Here is a 22,061-nt window from a genome sequence, read left to right on the forward strand (position 1 = left end):
ACAATAATTCATTTTATTATATAATATAAAAAGAATAACAAAATAGATAGGAGAAAAAAGAAAAAAATGTCAAATAATGATAACAAAAGAGTGAGAGTTAGGATAGCACCATCTCCAACTGGAGATCCACATGTGGGAACTGCTTACATTGGTCTTTTTAATTATGTATTTGCAAAACATAATGGTGGAGATTTTTTATTGAGAATTGAAGATACGGATAGAACGAGATTTTCTGAAGATTCGGAACAACAAATTTTTGATGCGATGAAGTGGCTTGGGCTTAATTATGATGAAGGTCCAGATGTTGGCGGGGATAGAGGTCCTTATAGGCAATCAGAAAGATTTGAAATATATAAAGAATATGCTGAAAAATTGGTGGAAAAAGGCGAAGCGTATTACTGTTTCTGTACGCCAGATAGATTGCAAAAATTGAGAGAAAGACAAGTGGCGATGAAACAAGCACCTGGATATGATGGTCATTGTAGAAACTTGTCGAAAGAAGAAGTTGAAGCAAAATTAGCGGCTGGTGAGCCTTATGTTATTAGACTTAAAATGCCTTATGAAGGGGAAACTGTTGTAAATGATGGTTTAAGAGGAGAAATTAGATTTGAGAATAGTAAAATTGATGACCAAGTATTGTTAAAATCTGATGGATTTCCAACTTATCATTTGGCAAATATCGTGGATGACCATTTGATGGGAATTACACATGTTATTAGAGCGGAAGAATGGATTTCGTCTACGCCTAAACATATTCAATTGTACAAAGCGTTTGGTTGGGATGAGCCTAAATGGTATCATATGCCACTTTTGAGAAATGCGGATAAAACTAAAATTTCTAAAAGAAAAAATCCAGTTTCATTGAACTATTACAGAGAAGAAGGTTATTTGAAGGAAGGACTTTTAAATTTCTTGGCTTTAATGGGATGGAGCTTTGGGGAAAATAAAGAAATTTTTACAATTGAAGAAATGATTGAAAACTTTTCGTTTGATAAAATCTCGCTTGGAGGGCCTGTGTTTGACTTGGTTAAATTAGGCTGGGTAAATAATCATCATATGAGATTGAAAGATTTAGACGAATTGACTAAATTAGCGATTCCATATTTTGTGAAAGCTGGATATTATGCTGACGAAAACTTATCAGACGAAGATTATAAAAAACTGAGAAGAATCGTGGAAATTACGAGAGAAGGTTCACATACATTAAAAGAGTTGCCAATGAATTCTTCAATTTATTTTGAAGATGAATTCGAGCTTCCAGTTATTGAAGAAGGAATGAATAGCAAAGCTAGAAAATCGGTAAAAAAATTGAGAGATTCACTAGAAACTGAAACTGGGAAAAAAGCAATTAATTTGTTTATTGAAAAAATTGATGCTTTAAATGAAGAAATTTCAGAAGATGAAGCAAAACAAGTTTTACATGAATTACAAGATGAAATTGGAGAAGGACCTGGAGCTGTGTTAATGCCGCTTAGAGCAGTTGTTACTGGAAAAGCTAGAGGGGCTGATTTATATACAGTAATTGCAGCAATTGGGAAAGAAAGAACTTTGAAGAGAGTGCAAAATACTTTAGAAAAAATTAAATAGTTTTTTGGAAAATTATTAAAATTAGAAAAATTTAGAATATAAAAAAAGGAATTTGAGATATTGATCTTAGATTTCTTTTTTTATTTCAGAACAATTGAAAAGATTATGTTTTATTTGGATTTTTACTTTTTATGCGGTATACTTATGTTGAATCAATTTTCAAAATAATTTATTAGGAGTGATAAAATGAAAAAATTCTTACTATTTATGATGATGTTATTTTCAACGACTGTTTTTGCAGGAACTGTTAATGCAAAAGTTACGAATAAAATCAATTTTGGGATTTCTCCAAAAGAATTGAAAAATATTGTAAAAAGTGAGCCATTGTCAGATTCGCATGATGATGGAAATTATGCTGTCTACTATTATGAAAATATAGAAGATCCATTAGGCATAAAAAGGCAATTAAATAGCTTCGCTTTTTCTGAAAATAAATTATTTTCAGCAGTTTTTGATTCATCTACGACGGATGAGGAACATACGAAAATAATCGAAGATTATAAAAAGAATGCGAGTAAAGTTTTAAAAGAGAAATTGAATGTAAAAGAGTACAAAGGAGCATTAATATTGTATAATTCAAAAAAAATAATTGAGATATATAGAATGTTAGATCATACTTTTATAAGTGTTTATCTCTACGCTCCTGAAAACTTAAAAGATATTTTGAAGAATTATGAATAAATTTTTTCAAGTTTGTTATAAAATAAAAAACTGTATTTGAATTAATTTTCATTTACAGTTTTTTTATGCAAATTTTAGAATTAAAATAGTTTTTTTTAATTTTGTATGATATAATAATAATAAAATAAATTTAGAAAGGAAGTTAAGATGTCATATATTTATGATGTTTTTCAAAATTATAATAGTGAAAATTTGAAAATAGGGAAAAAGGCTGAAAATTTAGTGAAATTGACAAAGAATGGCTTTAATGTTCCATATTTTTTGGTTATAACGAATGAATATTTTAAAAAAGTAATTTTAAAAGAAATAAGAAAAAAAATTGATGTAGAAAATTGGAATGATATTTTTGAAAGTAATGAAACTCAAAATATAGAAATTATAAGGAATATTATAGAAAATCATACAATTCAAAATAATTTTATCGAAGAATTACAAAAATTTTTAAAAGATGATAAATATTACGCAGTTCGTTCATCATCAATTGAGGAAGATAGTGAGAATTTTTCATTTGCAGGTCAATTTGAAACATTTTTATACATAAAAAAAGAAGAAATGCTGAATAAAATAAAGAAAGTTTGGATTTCTTCATTTTCAAATCATGTAATGAAATATAGAAAAGAAGGTAATATTAATAATGAAATAAATGTTCCAGCAGTAATTATTCAGGAAATGGTAAATTCTGAAAAATCTGGCGTAGCTTTTAGTGCAAATCCAATTAATAATAATAAAAATGAAGTTGTGTTATCCTGTGTTTTTGGATTGGGGACCAGCATCGTTGACGGTGATGAAGATGGAGATTTGTATATTGTGAATAAAAACCTTGAGTTAGTGAGTAAAGAGATTAAAATAAAAACATTGAAGCAAAGTTTAGATTTTGAGAAAAAAAGTATAAAGAGAGAAAAAATTCATGAGGAAAAAGAAGTTTTGAATGAAAAGGAGATACGAGAACTTGTTCAAAATATTATAAATATTGAAAAAGTGTATGGTGTTCCACAAGATATAGAGTGGGCTTTTGAAAATAAAAAATTGTATATTTTACAAGCAAGACCGATTACAACTTTTGAGAGCAGAACTGAAAAGAAAAAGAATAGTGAAAATCTAATTGAAGAAAATATTATTATTTGGGATAATAGTAATATTGTGGAAAGTTATCCCGAAATTACTTTACCCTTGACTTTTAGTTTTATAAAAAATGCGTATGCAGGAGTATATAAGCAATTTTCCAAAGTTGTCGGAATTTCAAAAAAGATAATGGATAGCTATGAGCCGATTTATGCAAATATGTTAGGAATTTTAAATGGAAGAGTTTATTATAACCTTATAAATTGGTATAAACTTTTACTCTTATTGCCTAATTCCAAAAGAAATAGCGGTTTTATGGAGCAGATGATGGGAGTAAAACAAAAGCTTTCTGGAATAAATTTAGAAGAAAATTTGTTGGAAGCAACTAAAAATATGAATTTTTTTGAAAAAAAAGTCATAGGATTAAAAAAGGCGAGAGCTGGATTCTCAATTTTTTTTAATATGTTTTCCATCGAGAAAAAAGCGAAGAGATTTTGTCAGATTATAGATCAAACATTGAGTTCAAAAGAATATAATCTATCTAGGATGGATATTACTGAATTACAAAAATACTATATTTTGCTTGAAAATAAATTTTTGAAAAATTGGGAAACGCCTTTAATAAATGATTTTTTGGTCATGATATGGTTTGGTATTTCAAAAAAAATAATGAAAAAATTTATAAAAAATGATGCTGAAGAAATTCACAATATACTTATTGCACAAAAAGGTGAAAATATGATAAGTGTTGAGCCATCTAAATACATGGAAAAATTAAGTGAAATCATTAAAAAAGATACTTCATTACAAGAAGAAATAAAAAATATTATAAAAAATAAAACTGATATTGTTACAAGTAACTTGGAATTTAATAAATTGCTGAATGAATATTTGGAAAAATTTGGAGATAGAACAGTTCATGAATTAAAACTGGAATCTCTGACTTTGCGAGAAAATCCAATATATTTATTTAGAATGTTATATTCTCTTGCGTTAAAAAAAGAAAAAAATACACATGAAAAAAGAGATATTTCTTTGGAGCAAAAAAAAATTTATGAAAATCTTAAAATTGGGATAGTAAAAAAAATGATATTGAAAAAATCAATTTCAAATGCTAAAAAATTTATTAAAATAAGAGAAAATTTGAGATATGAAAGAACGAAAGCTTACGGAATTATAAGAAAAGTATTCAGGCAAATAGGAATTCATATGAAAGACAGCAATATTATTGAAAATGAGAGAGATATATTTTATTTAACTATAAATGAAATTTTTGGATTGATTGATGCGTCTGCTATTGATACGAATTTAAAAGAAATAGTAAAAATTAGAAAGAGAAAATATGAGCATTATAAAATAATTCCTGCACTTCCTGACAGATTTTTGACTAAAGGGTTTATTTCTGAAGAATTTTATTATGAGAATTTGACAACGGAAACAAATAAAAATAAAAATTTTAATGAACTAACGGGAACTGCTTGTAGCAAAGGAATTGTTAAAGGAATTGTAAAAGTGGTTTTAAATCCTATGGAAACTGAAGTTGAAGAAGGAGATATAGTGATAACAAAATCTACTGATCCAAGCTGGGTAATGGTATTTCCTTTATTAAAGGGACTTATTGTGGAAAAGGGAAGTTTACTTTCCCACAGTGCAATTATTTCAAGGGAAATGAATATACCCGCCATCGTTGGAGTTCAAAATGCAACAACTATTTTAAAAACAGGAGATTATGTAGAATTTGATGGTAGTACAGGAATTATAAAAAAAATTGATTCAAAATTGGAAAAGGAGTAATTTTTTTATGAAAAGTGAAGTTAAAGAGAATAAGGTTGATTTTTCAATAATAAGATATTCACAATGTTGGGAAGATACTGAAATATTATTAGAAGCGCTGGATATAAATGAAAATGATATTTGTCTTGGAATTGCTTCTGCTGGAGATAATATATTTTCGATGCTTTCCAAAAATCCTAAAAAAGTGATTGCGATTGATTTAAGTCTTCCACAATTATATCTTTTGGAATTAAAAAGAGAGATAATAAGAAAATTTGATTATCAAGAAATGATTTTGTTTTTTGGAGTTATATCAAGAGATAACAAAAAAAATACAAAAAAAATTAGAAAAGAAATGTATGAAGAAATAAGAAAAAATCTTCAAGAAAAAACTAAAGAGTATTGGGACTATAATATTGAAATTATTGAAAGAGGAGTTAATCATGCAGGGAAATTAGAGAAGTTTTTTAGAATTTTTAATCATAAAATTCTGCCATTCATTCATAGTAAAAAAACAATAAATAAGTTTTTTGAAAAAAAGTCATTGGAAGAAAGAAAAAAATTTTATGATAAAAAATGGGAAAATTTTAGATGGAAATTAACTTTTAGAATATTCTTTTCAAATTTAGTTATTGGAAAACTTGGAAGAGATAAAGAGTTTTTTAAATATGTGGAAAAGGATATTGCAACAACGATGTTATCACAAATAAAATATGCTTCTACTGAATTGGATCCACACGAAAATCCGTACATAAATTATTTTTTAACTCAAAATTATCGTTTAGATTCATTACCATATTTTTTAACTGAAGAAAATTTTGGAAAAATAAAATCTAATTTGAATAAATTGGAAATAGTTTGTGATACACTTGAAGAATATTTAGAAAAAATTGATTTTAAAATAGATAAATTTAATTTAAGCGATATTTTTGAATATATGTCTGTTGAAAACTATGCGAAATTAATGGAAATAATTTATAAAAACTGTTCAGATAATGCCTTATTAGCATATTGGAATTTAGTTGTGAAGAGAAATTCTGAAATGGAAGAGTTGAAAAATCAATTTTCAAAGAGATTCAAGAGATTGAAAGAAATAGATCAAGAACTTCATAAAAGAGATAAAACATTTTTTTATACAGATTTTGTTATTGAAAGGGTGATAAAATGAAAATAATGCCTTATGAAATATTTCTAATTATGGCAATTATAGTAATGTTTCTCGTTTTCTTTTTTATTTTAAACAAACTTGAGAAAGCAAAAAAATTTGATTCAGAATTAAATAGAAAGATTTTACATATAGGAACAGGAATTTGTGGAGTTTCACTTCCCTTTTTATTTAAAACTAAAATTTCTGTAATAATTTTAGTGCTATGTTTTTTTGCTATTATAGCAATAGTGAGAAATCTTAAAAACACAGGAGCAAAAGATGTCCTTGAAACAAAAAGCAGGAAAACATGGGGAGATGTGTATTTTGTATCAACTCTCGCTTTTTTGTGGATATTTTCTAGTGATGATAAAATAATGTATTGTTTACCAATTGTAATTTTAATGTTCTCGGATGCTTTTGCAGCGCTGATAGGTAAATTTTATGGAAAGTATAAATATGATACAGGTTTTGGAACAAAATCTTTAGAAGGGTCAATAATCTTTTTTCTATCAACATATATTTTATGCAGCAATTTTTTTCTTCTTTTTAGTGACATAAAAAATATGAATATTGTATTAATTTCGCTGCTTATTAGTACTTTAACGATGATTATAGAAGCAATTTCATGGAACGGCTTAGATAATTTTTTTATTCCGCTGTACGTCTACCTTTTTTTGAGATTAAACCTTCAGAAAGATACAGTTGATTTGGTAAATCGCTTAATTTTAATATTAGGATTGTTAACAATAGTTTACCTTAACAGAAAAAAACTACACTGACAAATGCCGCTCAAGTTGGAAGTCTCTTTTTTATGTATGTCGTTACTGTATTAGGAGGATTTTCTTTTCTTTTACCACCTTTAATGCTATATGTGAGTTATTACCATTACACCCCAAAAGTTAAAAGACAGGAAAAAGATTCTTTAAAAGGTCTTCTCACTATTGGATTCCTGGCATTTTTCTGGATTATTGTTGGAATTCTCTTAGAGAGAAAATCAATTTTGAATATTTATATTTATATTTTTTCATTATATTTTGGAATTATAAATATAATAAGATACAATGCTTCACATTTGACAGAATTAACTGGAAATAAATTAAATAAAAAGCTTATTTTTATCAGTATAATAAAGGCATTACTATTTTTTATAATAAATTATGCGATTTTATTAAAATCTATAGATTTAAAAATAATTTTAGAAAATATTGTATTTTTAATTGCAGGAATACTATTGTATACAATTTTTATTGATAAAATACCAAAAAACTTTTTTAAAAATAGTCATGGTGGAGAAAAAAAAGTATTTTTTACAACAATAATAGTTTTTATTTGCAGTCTATTACTCTTAATAATAGAATATATTTAGTATCAATAAAGTAATTTTTATAAAAAGGAGTGATAATTTTGAAAATAGAAAGATATAATTTCTTAAAAAAGAATGAAATACTTAAAATTATCGAAAACGATGAATTTTTAGAATCAGAAAAAGAAAAAATATTGATGGAAAGACCTTCTGAAATTGTCAGATTCTATGATGAAAACAAAAATATTATTTCAAGTATGTACCTTTGGAATGATGTACCAGATTATAAAAGCAAAAAAACCTTATATATTGGAAATATAAAAACTTTTCAATTACAAAAAAATTTGAATAAGATAGATATTCTTTTTAAAAAATTATTTGAAATTTTAAAAGGAGAAGGATTTCAGATAATAATAGGCCCTTTAAATGGCACTACTTGGAATAGATATAGATATGTTGTGGAAAAAGGAGATAGAGAACCTTTTTTTATGGAACCGTGGAATGAAGATGAAGAAGTGAAATTCATAGAACATATAGGATTTTCTCCATTTAAATATTATTTTTCTTCAATTATGGAAAATACTGAAAATAGAAAAACTTTGAAGGAAAAAATAGAGAAAATAAAAAATTTTCCATTTTATAAAAAAATCTCTATAAAAAATGCAGATACTAAAAACTTTGAAAAACTCTTTAGTAAAATATATGATATTTCCACAGAATCATTTAAAAATAATTTTTTATACACAAAACTTGAAAAAAATATTTTTATGAAAATGTATTCAAAATATAAAAAAAAATTTTTATCAAATTTTTTCAAACTTCTATATTTTGAAAAAAGATTAATTGGTTTTGCATTCGCCTTTCCTGATTATTTAGAGATAGAAAGAGCAGGTAAAACTGAAACTATAATTTTTAAAACAGGAGGAGTCATACCAGAATTTAATGGAAAAGGATTGGGATATATATTATTAGATGCGATAATTGATGAAGTTGAAAAGTCAAAATACAATAAACTTATTTTAGCTTTGACCTTTAAATCAAATGTTTCCAAAAATATGGCAGAACATGTAGCAAAGCCTTTTAGGAAATACGCATTATTTATAAAGGAATTATAAATAAAAATTAAGAAAGGAGCTGTATAGAAAAATTATATAAATCTATATAATTTTTATACAAAATAGACAAAATAGTATGAAGATAGATAATATGACAATTATTGACAAAATAAGGGAAGTTAAAAGTAAATTTCCCAATAAAACAGCAATAATTGACTTAAAAAATAACACAGAAGCAACTTTCTCACAAATTGACACTCAGTCGGAAGCTGTCTATAATTATTTAAAAAAAAATAATTTTTCTAAAGGAGATAAAGTTGTTCTTTTTGTTCCGATTAGCCTAAAATTTTATATAATTTTAATTGGAATATTAAAAATGGGAATGCAAGTTGTATTTATTGACCCTTATGCGAAAATAAACCATATAAACAAATGTTGTGAAATGATTTCTCCAAATGCGATAATCGGTTCAAAAAAAGTATTATTTTTAGGAAATTTTTTAAAAGAAATTAGAAAAATTCCAATTAAGATTGATTACAAAAATATTTTGAAAGATTCTAAATATCACGAAATTGAAATTTCAGATGATTACGAAATCTCAAAAGATACACCAGCATTAATCAGTTTTACAAGCGGAAGTACAGGATTTCCCAAAATAATAATGAGAACACACGGATTTTTGCTAGGTCAGCACAATGTTCTGGATAAAAATATTCAGTTTTCAGAAAATACACAGGCGTATTCTTCATTTCCTATGTTTTTATTATCGCATATATGTACAGGAACTACCACTTTGATACCAGATATAAATTTTGGAAAGCCAATAAAAACTGATGTTAAAAGTGTTGTTAAACAGATAGAATCTAAAAATATTGAGAACATAATTTTACCGCCATCAATTTTAGAAAATATTGTAAGATTTTCTAAAAAGAATAATATTAAACTTGATTGCGTTCAAAGAGTTTTTACTGGAGGAGCACCTGTCTTTCCAAAGCTGATGTATAATTTATTAGAAATTTTTCCAAAAAGTAAAGTTCGTGCATTATACGGAGCCTCAGAAGTAGAACCAATCTCAATATTTAATTTTGAAACTATTACAAAAAAACAAATAGAGTCTATGAAAAATGGAGCTGGGCTATTTGTCGGAAAAAAAGTTGATCAAATTGATTTGAAAATAGAAAGATTAGAATTGGAAGAGAATTTAAAACTAAATGAAAAAAATTTAAAGAAATATTCCAAAAGTGATTTTGAAAAAATACAGCAAATATTGAAAAAATCAGCAGGAGAAATACTTGTCAAAGGAGAAAATGTCTTAAAAAACTATCTTAATGTGAAAAGTGATCCAAATAAAGAATGGCATGAAACAGGGGATATGGGATATATTAATGAAAATAACGAATTATTTCTTTTAGGCAGAGCAAAGGGAAGAGTGAAGATAAAAAATAGCATTTATTATCCACTTTCGATTGAAACAGCTTTTTCTTTTTGCAAAGAAGTAAAAAAATGTGCTTTAATATCTAAAAATAATGAAGAGCTATATATGATTATAGAAAAAGAAGATAATTACACGAGAACTATCTTGGAAAATAAAGAAATTAAAAAATTGTGTGAAAAATTTAATATTTCTCAAGTGATTGAAAAGAAAATTCCTTTAGATAAAAGGCACAATAGTAAAATAGACTACAATAAATTAGAAAAGCTAATAAAAAAATTATAAATTTTTTAAGCTAAGGAATTATGAGTTTAATTTTAAAAATATCTATGAAAGGTAAAAACTGGTGAAAATTATGGATAAAAAATTACCAAGAAAATCCAAAAGTAAAATTAAAAATTTTAAAATATATCTAGATGAAAGATTTCCATTAGTGAAAAACGGAATTTTTATTTTAGTTTTTACATTATCAGCATTTTTTTTCAGTAGAGTTTCAAATAAAGATTTTAAAATGTTTATTTTTAGTAGCGCTGAAATTTTTAATAATGTAATTCTGCTTTTTATTATAATGTTTTGCTTTTTTTTCAGTTAAGAATATTAGACGAATTTAAAGATTTTGAGGAAGATTCAAAATATCGTTCATATAGACCAGTTCCAAGAGGAATTATAAGTTTAGAAGAGCTAAAAAAGATAGGAATAGGGACGGTAATAATACAAGTATTACTAATTTTACTTATTGATGTGAGATTAATCTTTTTTGCGCTATTAATTTGGGGATATATGTTTTTGATGACAAAAGAATTTTTGTAAAAGAATGGATTACAAAAGAATTTTTTATATGCGTTATCGCACATTGTTGTAATGCTCTTATTTGTATTATTCGTTATTTCTACTGAAAAATATTCTTTTTCTGTTCAAAGGCAAGCACATTCGTCAGCGATTTTTTCACTATTTTTCGTGAGCTATATAAATGGAATTATTTTAGAAATAGGGAGAAAAACTAGAAAATCATCAGAAGAAGAATATGGAGTCGAAACTTACAGTAAAATATTAGGAAGAGAGAGGGCGGTTCTAACATTAATAATTTTATTCGCAATAGAAATTATATTTATTTATTTAGGATTACATGAGAATTATTATGCGGGATTAAATAATGCTTTTGGAAAAAAATATTTTTTTACAGGAATAATTTTATTATTGTCAATATTTTGTGTATCAATTTTTCAATTAAGGAAATTTATAAAAGAAGATTTAACAGGAAAAATTGTAGAAAATATATCGGGAATATGGATTATGTTTTCATACCTTTGCATGGGATTCCTGCAATACATTATATTTTTTGATTTTTTGAAATAGAAAATACAAATAAAAAATTTTTAAATAGAGAAATTTATTTTTATTTTGAACGACTACTTTTAGTATGATATAATAAAAATAAAATATAATAAAGTTTTGAAAGAAAGGATTTGATAGCGATGAAAAATCAAAAAAAAATATCATTTCCATCAAACTTGCACGGGCACACAACTTATTGTGATGGGAAGAATAGAGCTGAAGAATATATTTTGGCGGCGATTGAGAAAAATTTTGTGAGTGTTGGATTATCAGGACATTCTTATGTTTATTTTGATAAAGAGCCGAATATGTCTTTGGAAGGAACTCTTAAATATATTGAAGAACTGAAAATTTTGAAAGAGAAATATAAAGATAAAATTCAAGTTTATATTGGAATTGAAGCAGATTTTTATTCTGGATTTAATCCAAAATTGGATAAAAATTTGGGACTTGATTATAGAATAGGTTCAGTTCACTATGTAAAAGATAAAGTAAAAGATAAATATTACTGCGTTGATAATACTCCAGAAATTTTGGCTTATGCGATTGAAAATTATGACAATGACGATGAAAAATCTTTAATTTGTGCTTATTATGACAATATAATCGAAATGATTCATACTCAAAAGCCAGATATTTTGGGGCATCTGGATTTGGTGAGAAAATTTAATGGTGACGGAAAATACTTTGATGAAAATTCAGAATGGTATAATAAAAAAGTTGACGAAGTGTTAGGTGAAATTTCAAAAACTGATATAATTGTAGAAATAAATACGGGAGGAATTTCAAGAGGATGGACAAAAACTCCGTATCCAAGTGCTTTCATATTAAAAAAGATTTTATCAAAAAATATTCCGATTACGCTTTCTTCAGATGCACATTCTGTGGAAAATATTGATTATTATTTTAAAGAAAGTGTAGAACTTGTAAAAGAAATTGGATTTAAAAGTCTTAAGATTATGAAAAACGGGAAATTTGAAGATTTTGAAATTTAGATTTAGTTTTTAAATAAAAATTAGATATTTAAAAATAATTTTTATAAAAATCAATTGAATTTTTTTTACTATAAAATATACATAAATTTTTATAAATAATAAAAAAATTTAATTTAGAAGGAGAAAAAAATGTCAAGAAATGTATTTATAACAGGAGCGTCAAGCGGAATTGGAAAGGCGATTGCTTATGCATTTGGGAAAAATGGCGATGATTTGATTTTGTGTGCGAGAAGAATTGGAAAGTTGGAAGAAATTAAAGCTGATATTGAAAGAAGATTTGGAGTAAATGTCTATATCTTTGAGTTAGATGTGACAAAATATGATAAAGTTTCAAAAACGGTAAAAAATATTTTGAGAAAAGTTTCTAAAATAGATATTTTGATAAATAATGCGGGATTAGCTTTGGGGCTTGAAAAATTTCAAGAGTATAGTATTACAGATATGGAAATAATGATAGATACTAATGTAAAAGGTCTTTTGTATGTGAGTCGTGAAATTATACCAAACATGGTTGAAAATAATGAAGGGCATATAATTAATATGGGGTCGACAGCTGGAATTTATGCTTATGCAGGAGCAGCGGTTTATTGTGCAACAAAAGCGGCAGTAAAATTTTTGAGCGATGGAATTAGAATTGACACGATTGACAAAAATATTAAAGTTAGTACATTGCAGCCAGGAATTGTGGAAACTGATTTTAGTGAAATTAGATTTCATGGGGATAAAGAACGGGCAAAAGATGTTTATTTGGGAATTGAAGCATTAAAACCTGAAGATATTGCAAATGTGGCATTATATGTTGCAAATCAGCCAAAACATGTTCAAATTTCAGATGTGACAATAATGGCAACACAACAAGCTACGGGATTTATGGTTCATAAAAAATAATTTTTGAATATGATTTTTATATTTAAAAGAAATTGTATAAAAATTTTTTTTAATTAAAAACTAAAAAAAGAGAAAAAGAGAAGAAAAATAAAGAAAAGAAAGGAACAAAATATTAAAATGTTAATTGGAAGTAATGAAACGACTAAATTAATCGATCGCTATGCAATAGATAATTTAAAAATTCCAAGTATTGTTTTAATGGAAAATGCGGCAATTGATTTTGTCAATGAAATTGATGAAGAACTTGATAACTTTTTGATTGTCTGTGGGAAAGGAAATAACGGTGGCGATGGATATGCGATTGCACGGCAGCTTTGGTCAAAAGGTAAAAAAGTGAAAATATTTGGAGTTTCTTTTGAAAATTTAAGTTGCGACTGCAAAATTAATTATGATATTTGTAAAAATATTGAAATTAAGATGTCAGATAATATAGAAAAATTAAAAACCTGGATTTTACAAAGTGAGTGCATAATCGAAGGGATTTTTGGAACAGGGCTTAATTCAGAAGTTAAAGGAGTTTACAAAAAAATTATAGAAATTGTAAATGAGCATTCAAATCAAAAAGAAATTTATTCCATCGACATTCCTTCAGGCATAAGCGGAGATGACGGCGAGATTATGGGAACTTGCATAAAAGCAGATAAAACAATTTCATTTGTAACTTATAAAAAGGCTTTTTTGAACACAAAAAATTCAAAATATTTTGGAAAAATTATAATAAAAAATATTGGATTAAATCAAAACTTTTTTAAAAATTTTGTAAATGAATATTACTTGACAAAATTAGATATAAAAAATGTGCATAAAGTTCGAAATGTAAATTCTCATAAGGGGGATTTTGGAAAAGTATTAATTTATGCAGGAAGCAAAGAATTTTCTGGTGCAAGTGTCCTAGCTTCAAATTCTTGCGTTCGAGCAGGAGCTGGGCTTGTGACTCTTTTGACATCGGAAAATATTTTAAAAAATAATATTTTATCTGAAGTTATGCTTCTAAATATAAATGACTCAAGAACAATTTCTAAAAGTGATTTTAAAAATGAATTACAAAAAATAGAAAATAATATTTTAAATTCAGATGTGATTGCAATATGGAATTGGCAAAAATGAAAAGTCATTGACAATTTTAGAAAAGTTATTAAATTATGAAAAAAATAATAAAAATAAAACGATAAATTTGGTGCTGGATGCGGATGCGCTAAATTTAATTTCAGAAAATCCTAAATTATTTGAAAAAATAGAAAATCGTGCGGTTCTAACTCCACATATTGTAGAATTTTCAAGACTTTCAGGATTACCATCAGAAGACATTCTTTTAGATAAATTTACAAAAGCAAAAGAATTTGCAAAAAAATATAAAGTAATTTTACTTCTAAAAGGAAAAAATACGATAATCACCGATGGAAACAAACTTTTTGTAAATAGCACAGGAAACTCGCACATGGCAAATGGCGGAATGGGAGATTGTCTTACTGGAATTATAACTTCACTTGTCGCACAAAATTATAATTTAATTGAAAGTGCTTGTATTGGAGCTTTTTTGCACGGATATATTGGAGATGAGCTTACAAAAAAACAATATATTGTAAATGCGAGTCATGTTACTGAAAATATTTCCAAATATATGAAAGAAATTTTTGAAATGTGATTTTATATTTGGAGAGAAAAATTTGATGATTAAAAATGATATTTACAATATTATTGATTTTGAGAATAGTAGAAAACGAGAATGTGAGAGTGATTATTTTAATTCTAAATTTTTTGAAATGTTTCCAACTAAATATGAAAAACTCTTGCGAGAATATGAAGTTATTTTGTTTAAAGTCAATGTAAAAACTTCATTTTTGAGTATGGATTTTTCTGATGATTTTCTTTATGATGGAGAGTACAGTTTTGTTGAAAGAATTTTTTTAACTTTGTTTGGAATTATTCGTTTAAAAGATTCAGAGAAAAGTTTTGATAATTTTATTGATTTTGAAAAAATAAAAAAATTTAAAGAAATATTTGATAAAATATATAGAGAAATTTTTAATGAAAAAATTGATAAAGGGGATAAAAAAGTTATAGATTTTATGAATGAATTAAAACTGGAGATTTCTAAAGTTTTGAAAAAATTTTCATTGGAAGAAGTTAAAGAATATCGAGAAACTATCAAGAAGTATGCTGGAACGACTTGGGAAAAAATGAAAGATCTGAAAGAAAAATCTAAAAATTTATTTTATCAAAAAATCTTGCTTTACAAACTTGTCAGCTTGGAAAATTTATTGAATGCTCAATATGAAAGCAATTTTTTACAAAACTATGTTTGTGTTTGGAATGATTTATATTTGGATAATGATTATGATGATAACGGCTCTTTTTCAAATTTATTTTTTCTTAATAAAATTGATAAAGGTGTCTATTTTGCAGATGATATTGTACTTTTTTCATTTGAATTGACAAAAGTTGCAAATAGTTTTGATGAATTTATGGATAATATTGAAAATTTTAATTTGGCTAGTTATAGCCGATTTTTTAAAAAATAAAAACAATGCTTGAAAAGTAATTTAAAATAATGTAAAATTATAAAGTCCAATGAATATTTATATAAAAAAGTTATTGGCTTAATTTTATTGCAGAAAGTTGAAAATAAAAAATGAGTATAAAAATAATTACTGAAAATCGGGACAACGTAATTGGATTTTTAGAATTTAAGAAAAGTGAAAATATTAGTTGTTTTAGTTTAAAAGATAATTTGAATGAATTAAAAAAAACTGGAGCAGTTGTAATTTTGGGAAACTTTGACGGAGTTCACAAGGCTCATAGGAAAATTTTGCAAAAAGGTGTAAAAAAAGCACAAGAAAATGGTTATAAAACGGTGGTTTACACTTTCAACGAATATCCAGATAAAAGGCATACGAGAATAACAAATCAATCTGAAAAGGCTTTTATTATGGATAATGAAGGAATTGACTACTTATATTTTGAAGAATTTGAAAAAGTTAGAAATTTTTCGCCAGAAAATTTTGTGAAAAAGATTTTGATTGAAAAATTGAATGCAAAAAAGGTTCTTTGTGGCTTCAATTTTACTTTCGGAAAAGGTAAATCTGGAAATCCAGAGATTTTAAAAGAGATTTTGGAAAAAAACAGAATTGAGCTTGAAGTTCAAGAAGCGGTTTTTGATGATAATTTGGAAGTCATAAGTAGCACGAATATACGAAAGCATATAAAAGAAACAAATTTGGAGAAAGTAAAAAAATTGCTTGGACACAATCTTATAATTTTGGGAAAAGTCATTCATGGAAAGCAGCTTGGTCGGACGATTGGATTTCCCACGGCAAATTTAAAATTTGAAAACAGAGTTTATCCAAGTTTTGGGGTTTACGGAGTAAAAATTTATTTTTATGAAAAGGGTATTTGTAGAACTTATACTGGGGTTATGAATATTGGGAGAAATCCTACTGTTGACAAGGATAATTTGAGCGTTGAAACGCATATTTTTGATTTTGACAAAGATATTTATGGAAAGTATATTTTGATTGAAATTTTTAAAAATATTAGAAAAGAAATAAAATTTAATTCAATTGATGAATTAAAAAATCAAATTGATAAAGATAGCAAATATTGGAAAAATGAAGTTAAAAAAATAAAAGAACAGGATAGAGAAAATGAAATAAGATGGAGATAAGAAATAAAATGAAGAAATAAATAAAGGGAAATGAAAAATTTATGATAAAAAATACAATTAATGTAAAAATCGACAATTTTGAAGTACTTTAGATCTTCTCATTCACTTGATTGAAAAAAGAAAATGGATATTCACAAAATTAATATTTCTCAAATAATTGATGATTACTTAGAATATATTCACAGCCAAAAGGAAAAAAATTTGCGAATAAAAGTGGAATTTCTTGCGATGGCTACAGATTTAGTGGAAATAAAGGCTTATTCAGTTTTGAATGAAAATAAAAAAACTGAAAAAGTTGAAAATTTGGAAAAAAAGATTTTGGAATATAAATTATTTAAAGAAATTGCACAGTTATTTGCAGAAAAGGAAAATGAATATAATATTAGTCATCTAAGAATGGGAAATCAAAATTTTGGAGATAAAATTGTGAAATATGATATTTCCAGTTTAACTTTAGAAAATTTGATTGCGAGTTTTCAAAATATTTTAAATCCCAAGGATATGAAAAAATATGTGCAGGAAAATATGAAATTAAATTTGGAAGAAGAATATACGGCAGAAGAGGCACATCTTGAAATTACAGAAAATATAAAAAATAAAAGAAAAGTGACGTTTAGCCACTTACTAAAAAATAAATTTTCTAAAATACGAATCGTTACAATGTTTCTATGTATTTTAGATATGTTTAAAAATGGCGAAATTGATATAATTATTGATCAGGGCAGTTTTTTCATAACAAAAATTGTATAAAAATTTTTATAAATAATAAATAAAATAAAAATAAAAGGATTATGCGTTATCCATAAAAATGCAAATTTTATATTTTATTAAAGGAAATTAAATGTTTAAATCTAGTTTTATAGTAATGATAATAAATATGTTAAGCCGAATTTTAGGACTTATAAGAGAAATGATTATCGGAAGCGTTTTTGGAGCGACTGGAATGACGGATGCCTATGTCAGTGCTACAAAAATTCCAAACTTTTTTACGACATTATTTGGAGAAGGTTCGCTTGGAACGGTATTTATTCCAATTTATAACCGTGGAATGGAAGAAAAAGGAAAAGAGAGAACAGATGACTTTGTATTTTCACTTTTAAATTTAATAGTTGCATTTACATCGACACTTTCTATAATTATGATATTCTTTTCCAGACAAATTTTAAAGGTGACAACAGGTTTTAACGACCCAAAAAGATTTGATGCAGCAAATAACTTATTAAAAATCGTAGCTTTTTACTTTTTATTCATTGCACTATCTGGAGTTGTGTCGTCATTACTAAATAATTACAAAAAATTCGCAGTTTCAGCATCAATGGGAATCGTATTTAACTTGACAATCATAGTTGGAACTTTAATGCTAAAAAATAAAATAGGGATTTACGGGCTTGGTGTGGCTTATTTATTTTCTGGAATTTTTCAGTTAGTGATAATGCTTCCGCAATTTTTTCAAATTATGAAAAAATATAAATTTATTTTAAACTTAAAAGATGAATATGTGAAAGAAATGTTTGTTTTAATGGTTCCAACATTAGTCGGAATTTTTGGCTATCAAATAAATGAAATTGTTGACAACAGATTTGCAACTTCACTTCCAGCAGGAACAGCAAGTGCATTAAACTATGCAAGTAGATTATATTTGCTTCCGATAGGAGTTTTTGCAATTTCACTAGCCGTTGTGATTTTCCCAACATTGTCAAAAGCTGTTGTAAAAAATGACAGCAGAACAGTAAAGCGAGTTGTTCATCAAGGATTATATATGCTTTCTTTCCTAATTGTTCCATCAAGTGTGATTTTATTTGGATATGCAAAAGAGATAGTGAGATTAGTTTATGAAAGAGGAAAATTTAATGCAGCCGCTGTAAAAGTTACTTCAGAAACACTACAATTTTATGCTTTAGGACTTCTATTTTTCTCAACAATACATCTTCTTACAAGAAGCCATTATGTCTATAAAGATAGAAAAACACCTGTTATTTCATCGTTTACTGCAATATTTACAAATATAGTTTTAGATGCACTTTTATACAAGCAGTATAGACATGTAGGCTTAACTTTTGCAACTTCATTTTCTGCAATGGTGAACTTTATAATTTTGTATATTTCGCTAAACAAAAAATATGTAAAATTAAGAAACCTAAAATATATTGCAATTTTAGGAGTGACATTTGCAAGTTCGATGATTTCATATTGGGCTTCAAGCATGATAAAATTTCAAAATAAATATGGAATTGTTGTTAATTTAATAATATTTGCAATAATATATTTAATTATTTGGTTTGTTTTAATATACACTTTTAGAAGAGATTTGATAAGAAAAGTTTTAAGAAATAGAAAATGGTAAAATTATGGTAAAAGAAAAATTGAGATATACGAAAACAGGAAAAAGAATAGAAACTTACGAATTTGACGCAAAACTACATCAAAAAGTCGTGATGGACAAGTTTCAATTTGAAAATCATATTTTGGTAAAACATCCTGAAATGACGATTGAGATAATAAAAGAAGTGCTTAAAAATCCTGATGTTGTGACAAAGCAGTCAAAATCCAAGAAAGAACATTTTTATCAAAAAAAAATAAATAATCTTAATTATTTTGTCGTAATTTCCCAAAATCCAAGTATAAGAAAATTGAGATTCGTTGTAACGGCTTTCATGACGAAAGATGCAAATTTCTTAAAAGAAAAGAATAAATATGTAAGATATAAAATTAAATAAAATATTGCATTTCTCGAAAAAATTAGTTATAATAAAATGTTATTAAATAAATACAAGAAAGAGAGGAAATTCATTTTGTTTAAAGAATTTAAAGAATTCATTTCAAAAGGGAATGTACTAGATTTAGCAGTTGGTGTCATTGTTGGGGGAGCTTTTGGAAAAATTGTAACATCACTAGTAGATGACATAATTATGCCAATTATTGGACTTATAATAGGAGGAATTGATTTTTCAGGATTAAGTCTTAAAATAGGAGAGGCAACTGTAAAATATGGAATGTTCATTCAAAATATTGTAAACTTTTTAATCATCGCATTTTCTATATTTTTAGTGGTAAAAGCGGTAAATAAAATGAGAAGAATTAAGCCAGAAAAAGAAGAACCACCAGTTGAACCAAAAAAATCTAACGAAGAAATTTTGTTAACTGAAATAAGGGATTTATTAAAAAATAAATAAAAATGAAAGAATTATCAACACAAGAATACAATGAATTGTATAAGAGGTAAATATATGAATATATGGGTTTTATCACATCAATATGATTATGGAAATTTGTGTGATAAATACAAATGGAATGAGGAAGGTAGAATATTAGGAGTTTATTATACAAGAGAAGTAGCTTTAAGATCATTAACTGAATATCAAAAAATAAAAGGATTTTCTTCACATATTTCTAATTTTTATATAGAAGAATACATTTTGGATGAAATAAAAAACTAAATAATAATTTTCTCTAGGTTCTAAGTTCTAAATAATTAATACAAAAAATTTTGATGTCAAAATATTTAAAAAAACTGGAGAAGTTTGGATACTTGATAGTAAACAGATTGCAAAATCAGGAAATATGAGAGTTTCAAATAAAGGTGTAGATGGAACGAGACAGATGTCTCCTGACTGGGTAAAAAATGTATCAAGTAAACTAGACAAAAATAATCCAGTAAAAAAAGCAGTTGATGAAGCAATAGATAATGGGAAAATAAATACTGGTTTAGTTGGTGTGGATAAAAAAACAGGAGAGTTAATTTTTATTCCAACAAGAATTACTAATATAAAAAAATAATTAAGAAAGGGAAATAATGAAAAAATATTTTGTTTTATTTATAGTATTTTTTGGAATAGTTTTCTGTAGTGGAAAAAATAATGAATATTATTTATTAAAGAAAAAATATTTAAAAGGAGATAATTTCTCATTAGATAATTTTTATAATAATTATAAAAAAGATGAGTTTAATCAGATGAGAACTGAATTAACAAAATTTTTTAAGGAAAGGAAAGATGAAGAAGCAATAATCTATATTTTAAAAAATATAAAAATGGGGGCAATTATGTACTATTTTGTAAATTTTTATGAATGTGAAGATAGAGATTGTTCATCTAGATTATTAAAAAATTATCAATCATTATATAATTTTACAAAAGATATAGAGAGTTATTCTACGATTTTATCTTTTAAAAAAATTTTAGGAAAAAATAAGTATAATGAATTAGAGAATTTTTTTATAAAAAATAATTCTTTATATGCAATCAATAAAAAAAATTGATAACAATTACATAGAGAATGAATTTAAAAATCCTAAAATAAAAGTTGGTAAAAAAGAGTATACAATATTACAAAAGAGAGAAGTGAATTTAAATAATAATAAAAAATATATTTATCTATTAAGCAATCTTTCAGATGAAAATATTAAAAGTTATCTATATTATAAGGGGGATAAAGATTATTTAATTGAGCTTGAAATACATACTGTTGGGAATCCATATAATATTGATTTTTTTGATGTTAATAATGACAATCGGAATGAAATTATTATTGAAAATTTAAATGAATTATCAGATTTTAATAATCTGTTTATTTTTAAAATTAATGAAAATGAGATAAAAAAAGTATTTGATGCACAACAAAATATAAAATTAAAAAATTATTTTAATTATAATAACATGTTAACAAAACTGGATGTTAAAATAAATGATGATTTTAATTTAAAAAAAAATATAAAATATGAACTTCCTAATATAATAGAAACCAAGATAATAGATTCAGATTTTCCTGAAATAATTTTTGGAATTATAAAAAATAAGATTATTTTTAGAATAAAAGGTTTCCAAAATTTTGAAATTATTTTCGATAAAAATTTTGATTACAAATTAAAAGCGACAAGTAAATTTTCAGTTAATTATGGGATTGAAGATGGAATAATTGTAAATAATTTTTTATAAATTTAAAAATTATAATTCTTTAATTTTTTGAAAAATTTTAAAATAATCGTTGTTGTAAAAAACAACGGTTATTTTGTTCTTACATTAGTGAATTTTTGCAAAAGACGAATTGCAGATTTATAAATACACAGTTGTTTTTGAAAAATAAGTATGATAAAATAATACGAAGAAGATAAAAAAACATTAGATAAAAGATTTAATTAAT

The 22,061-nt window shown here is 25.5% G+C and carries 24 protein-coding genes; all 24 read left to right on the plus strand.

Annotated elements, in window-relative coordinates:
- The first annotated feature begins 66 nt into the window (after positions 1-66).
- The 24 genes from gltX (at position 67) to AB8B22_RS05395 (ending at position 21,856) form a co-directional block, all read left to right on the plus strand.
- On the plus strand, positions 67-1,587 hold the full coding sequence (gltX, locus tag AB8B22_RS05280; RefSeq protein ID WP_369710329.1) for a glutamate--tRNA ligase: 1,521 nt from the start codon (positions 67-69) through the stop codon (positions 1,585-1,587).
- Between the two features lie 186 nt (positions 1,588-1,773).
- Positions 1,774-2,268 (plus strand): hypothetical protein, encoded by a 495-nt coding sequence (locus AB8B22_RS05285; protein WP_369710330.1) that lies wholly within the window; start codon positions 1,774-1,776, stop codon positions 2,266-2,268.
- Positions 2,269-2,415: 147 nt separating this feature from the next.
- Positions 2,416-5,124, plus strand: a complete 2,709-nt coding sequence (locus AB8B22_RS05290) for a PEP/pyruvate-binding domain-containing protein (protein ID WP_369710331.1) — start codon at positions 2,416-2,418, stop codon at positions 5,122-5,124.
- Positions 5,125-5,131: 7 nt separating this feature from the next.
- Entirely contained in the window at positions 5,132-6,271 is a 1,140-nt protein-coding gene (locus AB8B22_RS05295; RefSeq protein WP_369710332.1) for a DUF3419 family protein, read from the plus strand.
- Positions 6,268-7,029: a diacylglycerol/polyprenol kinase family protein gene (locus tag AB8B22_RS05300; protein ID WP_369710333.1), complete on the plus strand. Its 762-nt coding sequence runs from the start codon at positions 6,268-6,270 to the stop codon at positions 7,027-7,029. The genes AB8B22_RS05295 and AB8B22_RS05300 overlap by 4 nt, the downstream gene beginning before the upstream one ends.
- Before the next feature lie 32 nt (positions 7,030-7,061).
- Positions 7,062-7,616, plus strand: a complete 555-nt coding sequence (locus tag AB8B22_RS05305) for a hypothetical protein (RefSeq protein WP_369710334.1) — start codon at positions 7,062-7,064, stop codon at positions 7,614-7,616.
- Positions 7,617-7,654: 38 nt separating this feature from the next.
- Positions 7,655-8,668: a GNAT family N-acetyltransferase gene (locus tag AB8B22_RS05310; protein WP_369710335.1), complete on the plus strand. Its 1,014-nt coding sequence runs from the start codon at positions 7,655-7,657 to the stop codon at positions 8,666-8,668.
- A gap of 76 nt (positions 8,669-8,744) precedes the next feature.
- Positions 8,745-10,325 carry an AMP-binding protein gene (locus tag AB8B22_RS05315; RefSeq protein WP_369710336.1) on the plus strand — a complete coding sequence of 527 codons (1,581 nt, stop codon included), beginning with the start codon at positions 8,745-8,747 and terminating at the stop codon, positions 10,323-10,325.
- Positions 10,326-10,613: 288 nt separating this feature from the next.
- Positions 10,614-10,850: a hypothetical protein gene (locus AB8B22_RS05320; protein WP_369710337.1), complete on the plus strand. Its 237-nt coding sequence runs from the start codon at positions 10,614-10,616 to the stop codon at positions 10,848-10,850.
- A 51-nt stretch (positions 10,851-10,901) separates the two neighbouring features.
- A complete protein-coding gene (locus tag AB8B22_RS05325) occupies positions 10,902-11,396 on the plus strand; it encodes a hypothetical protein (RefSeq protein ID WP_369710338.1) in 495 nt (164 codons plus the stop codon).
- Positions 11,397-11,515: 119 nt separating this feature from the next.
- On the plus strand, positions 11,516-12,370 hold the full coding sequence (locus tag AB8B22_RS05330; protein ID WP_369710339.1) for a histidinol-phosphatase: 855 nt from the start codon (positions 11,516-11,518) through the stop codon (positions 12,368-12,370).
- Positions 12,371-12,499: 129 nt separating this feature from the next.
- Positions 12,500-13,258: an SDR family NAD(P)-dependent oxidoreductase gene (locus AB8B22_RS05335; protein WP_369710340.1), complete on the plus strand. Its 759-nt coding sequence runs from the start codon at positions 12,500-12,502 to the stop codon at positions 13,256-13,258.
- Between the two features lie 117 nt (positions 13,259-13,375).
- Entirely contained in the window at positions 13,376-14,365 is a 990-nt protein-coding gene (locus AB8B22_RS05340; protein WP_369710341.1) for an NAD(P)H-hydrate epimerase, read from the plus strand.
- A 7-nt stretch (positions 14,366-14,372) separates the two neighbouring features.
- Entirely contained in the window at positions 14,373-14,903 is a 531-nt protein-coding gene (locus AB8B22_RS05345) for an NAD(P)H-hydrate dehydratase (protein ID WP_369710342.1), read from the plus strand.
- A 25-nt stretch (positions 14,904-14,928) separates the two neighbouring features.
- A complete protein-coding gene (locus AB8B22_RS05350; protein WP_369710343.1) occupies positions 14,929-15,780 on the plus strand; it encodes a hypothetical protein in 852 nt (283 codons plus the stop codon).
- A gap of 110 nt (positions 15,781-15,890) precedes the next feature.
- A complete protein-coding gene (locus tag AB8B22_RS05355) occupies positions 15,891-16,922 on the plus strand; it encodes a bifunctional riboflavin kinase/FAD synthetase (protein ID WP_369710344.1) in 1,032 nt (343 codons plus the stop codon).
- A gap of 123 nt (positions 16,923-17,045) precedes the next feature.
- Positions 17,046-17,672, plus strand: coding sequence for a segregation and condensation protein A (locus AB8B22_RS05360; RefSeq protein ID WP_369710345.1), 627 nt, complete (start codon positions 17,046-17,048; stop codon positions 17,670-17,672).
- A gap of 91 nt (positions 17,673-17,763) precedes the next feature.
- The gene (murJ, locus tag AB8B22_RS05365) at positions 17,764-19,266 is read left to right on the plus strand and encodes a murein biosynthesis integral membrane protein MurJ (protein WP_314079817.1); all 1,503 of its coding nucleotides are present in this window, start codon (positions 17,764-17,766) and stop codon (positions 19,264-19,266) included.
- A gap of 4 nt (positions 19,267-19,270) precedes the next feature.
- The gene (locus AB8B22_RS05370) at positions 19,271-19,639 is read left to right on the plus strand and encodes a helicase (RefSeq protein ID WP_369710346.1); all 369 of its coding nucleotides are present in this window, start codon (positions 19,271-19,273) and stop codon (positions 19,637-19,639) included.
- A 75-nt stretch (positions 19,640-19,714) separates the two neighbouring features.
- Positions 19,715-20,095 (plus strand): large-conductance mechanosensitive channel protein MscL, encoded by a 381-nt coding sequence (gene mscL, locus AB8B22_RS05375; RefSeq protein WP_369710347.1) that lies wholly within the window; start codon positions 19,715-19,717, stop codon positions 20,093-20,095.
- A 54-nt stretch (positions 20,096-20,149) separates the two neighbouring features.
- On the plus strand, positions 20,150-20,359 hold the full coding sequence (locus AB8B22_RS05380; protein WP_094080471.1) for a DUF7336 domain-containing protein: 210 nt from the start codon (positions 20,150-20,152) through the stop codon (positions 20,357-20,359).
- A 124-nt stretch (positions 20,360-20,483) separates the two neighbouring features.
- Entirely contained in the window at positions 20,484-20,699 is a 216-nt protein-coding gene (locus AB8B22_RS05385) for a hypothetical protein (RefSeq protein WP_369710348.1), read from the plus strand.
- 16 nt (positions 20,700-20,715) lie between these two features.
- Positions 20,716-21,180, plus strand: coding sequence for a hypothetical protein (locus tag AB8B22_RS05390; protein WP_369710349.1), 465 nt, complete (start codon positions 20,716-20,718; stop codon positions 21,178-21,180).
- Positions 21,158-21,856: a hypothetical protein gene (locus AB8B22_RS05395; protein WP_369710350.1), complete on the plus strand. Its 699-nt coding sequence runs from the start codon at positions 21,158-21,160 to the stop codon at positions 21,854-21,856. Before AB8B22_RS05390 ends, AB8B22_RS05395 begins: the two co-directional genes overlap by 23 nt.
- The last annotated feature ends 205 nt before the right edge of the window (positions 21,857-22,061 follow it).

Origin of the sequence: Leptotrichia rugosa (genome assembly GCF_041200005.1) — a bacterium.
Taxonomy (GTDB): domain Bacteria; phylum Fusobacteriota; class Fusobacteriia; order Fusobacteriales; family Leptotrichiaceae; genus Leptotrichia; species Leptotrichia rugosa.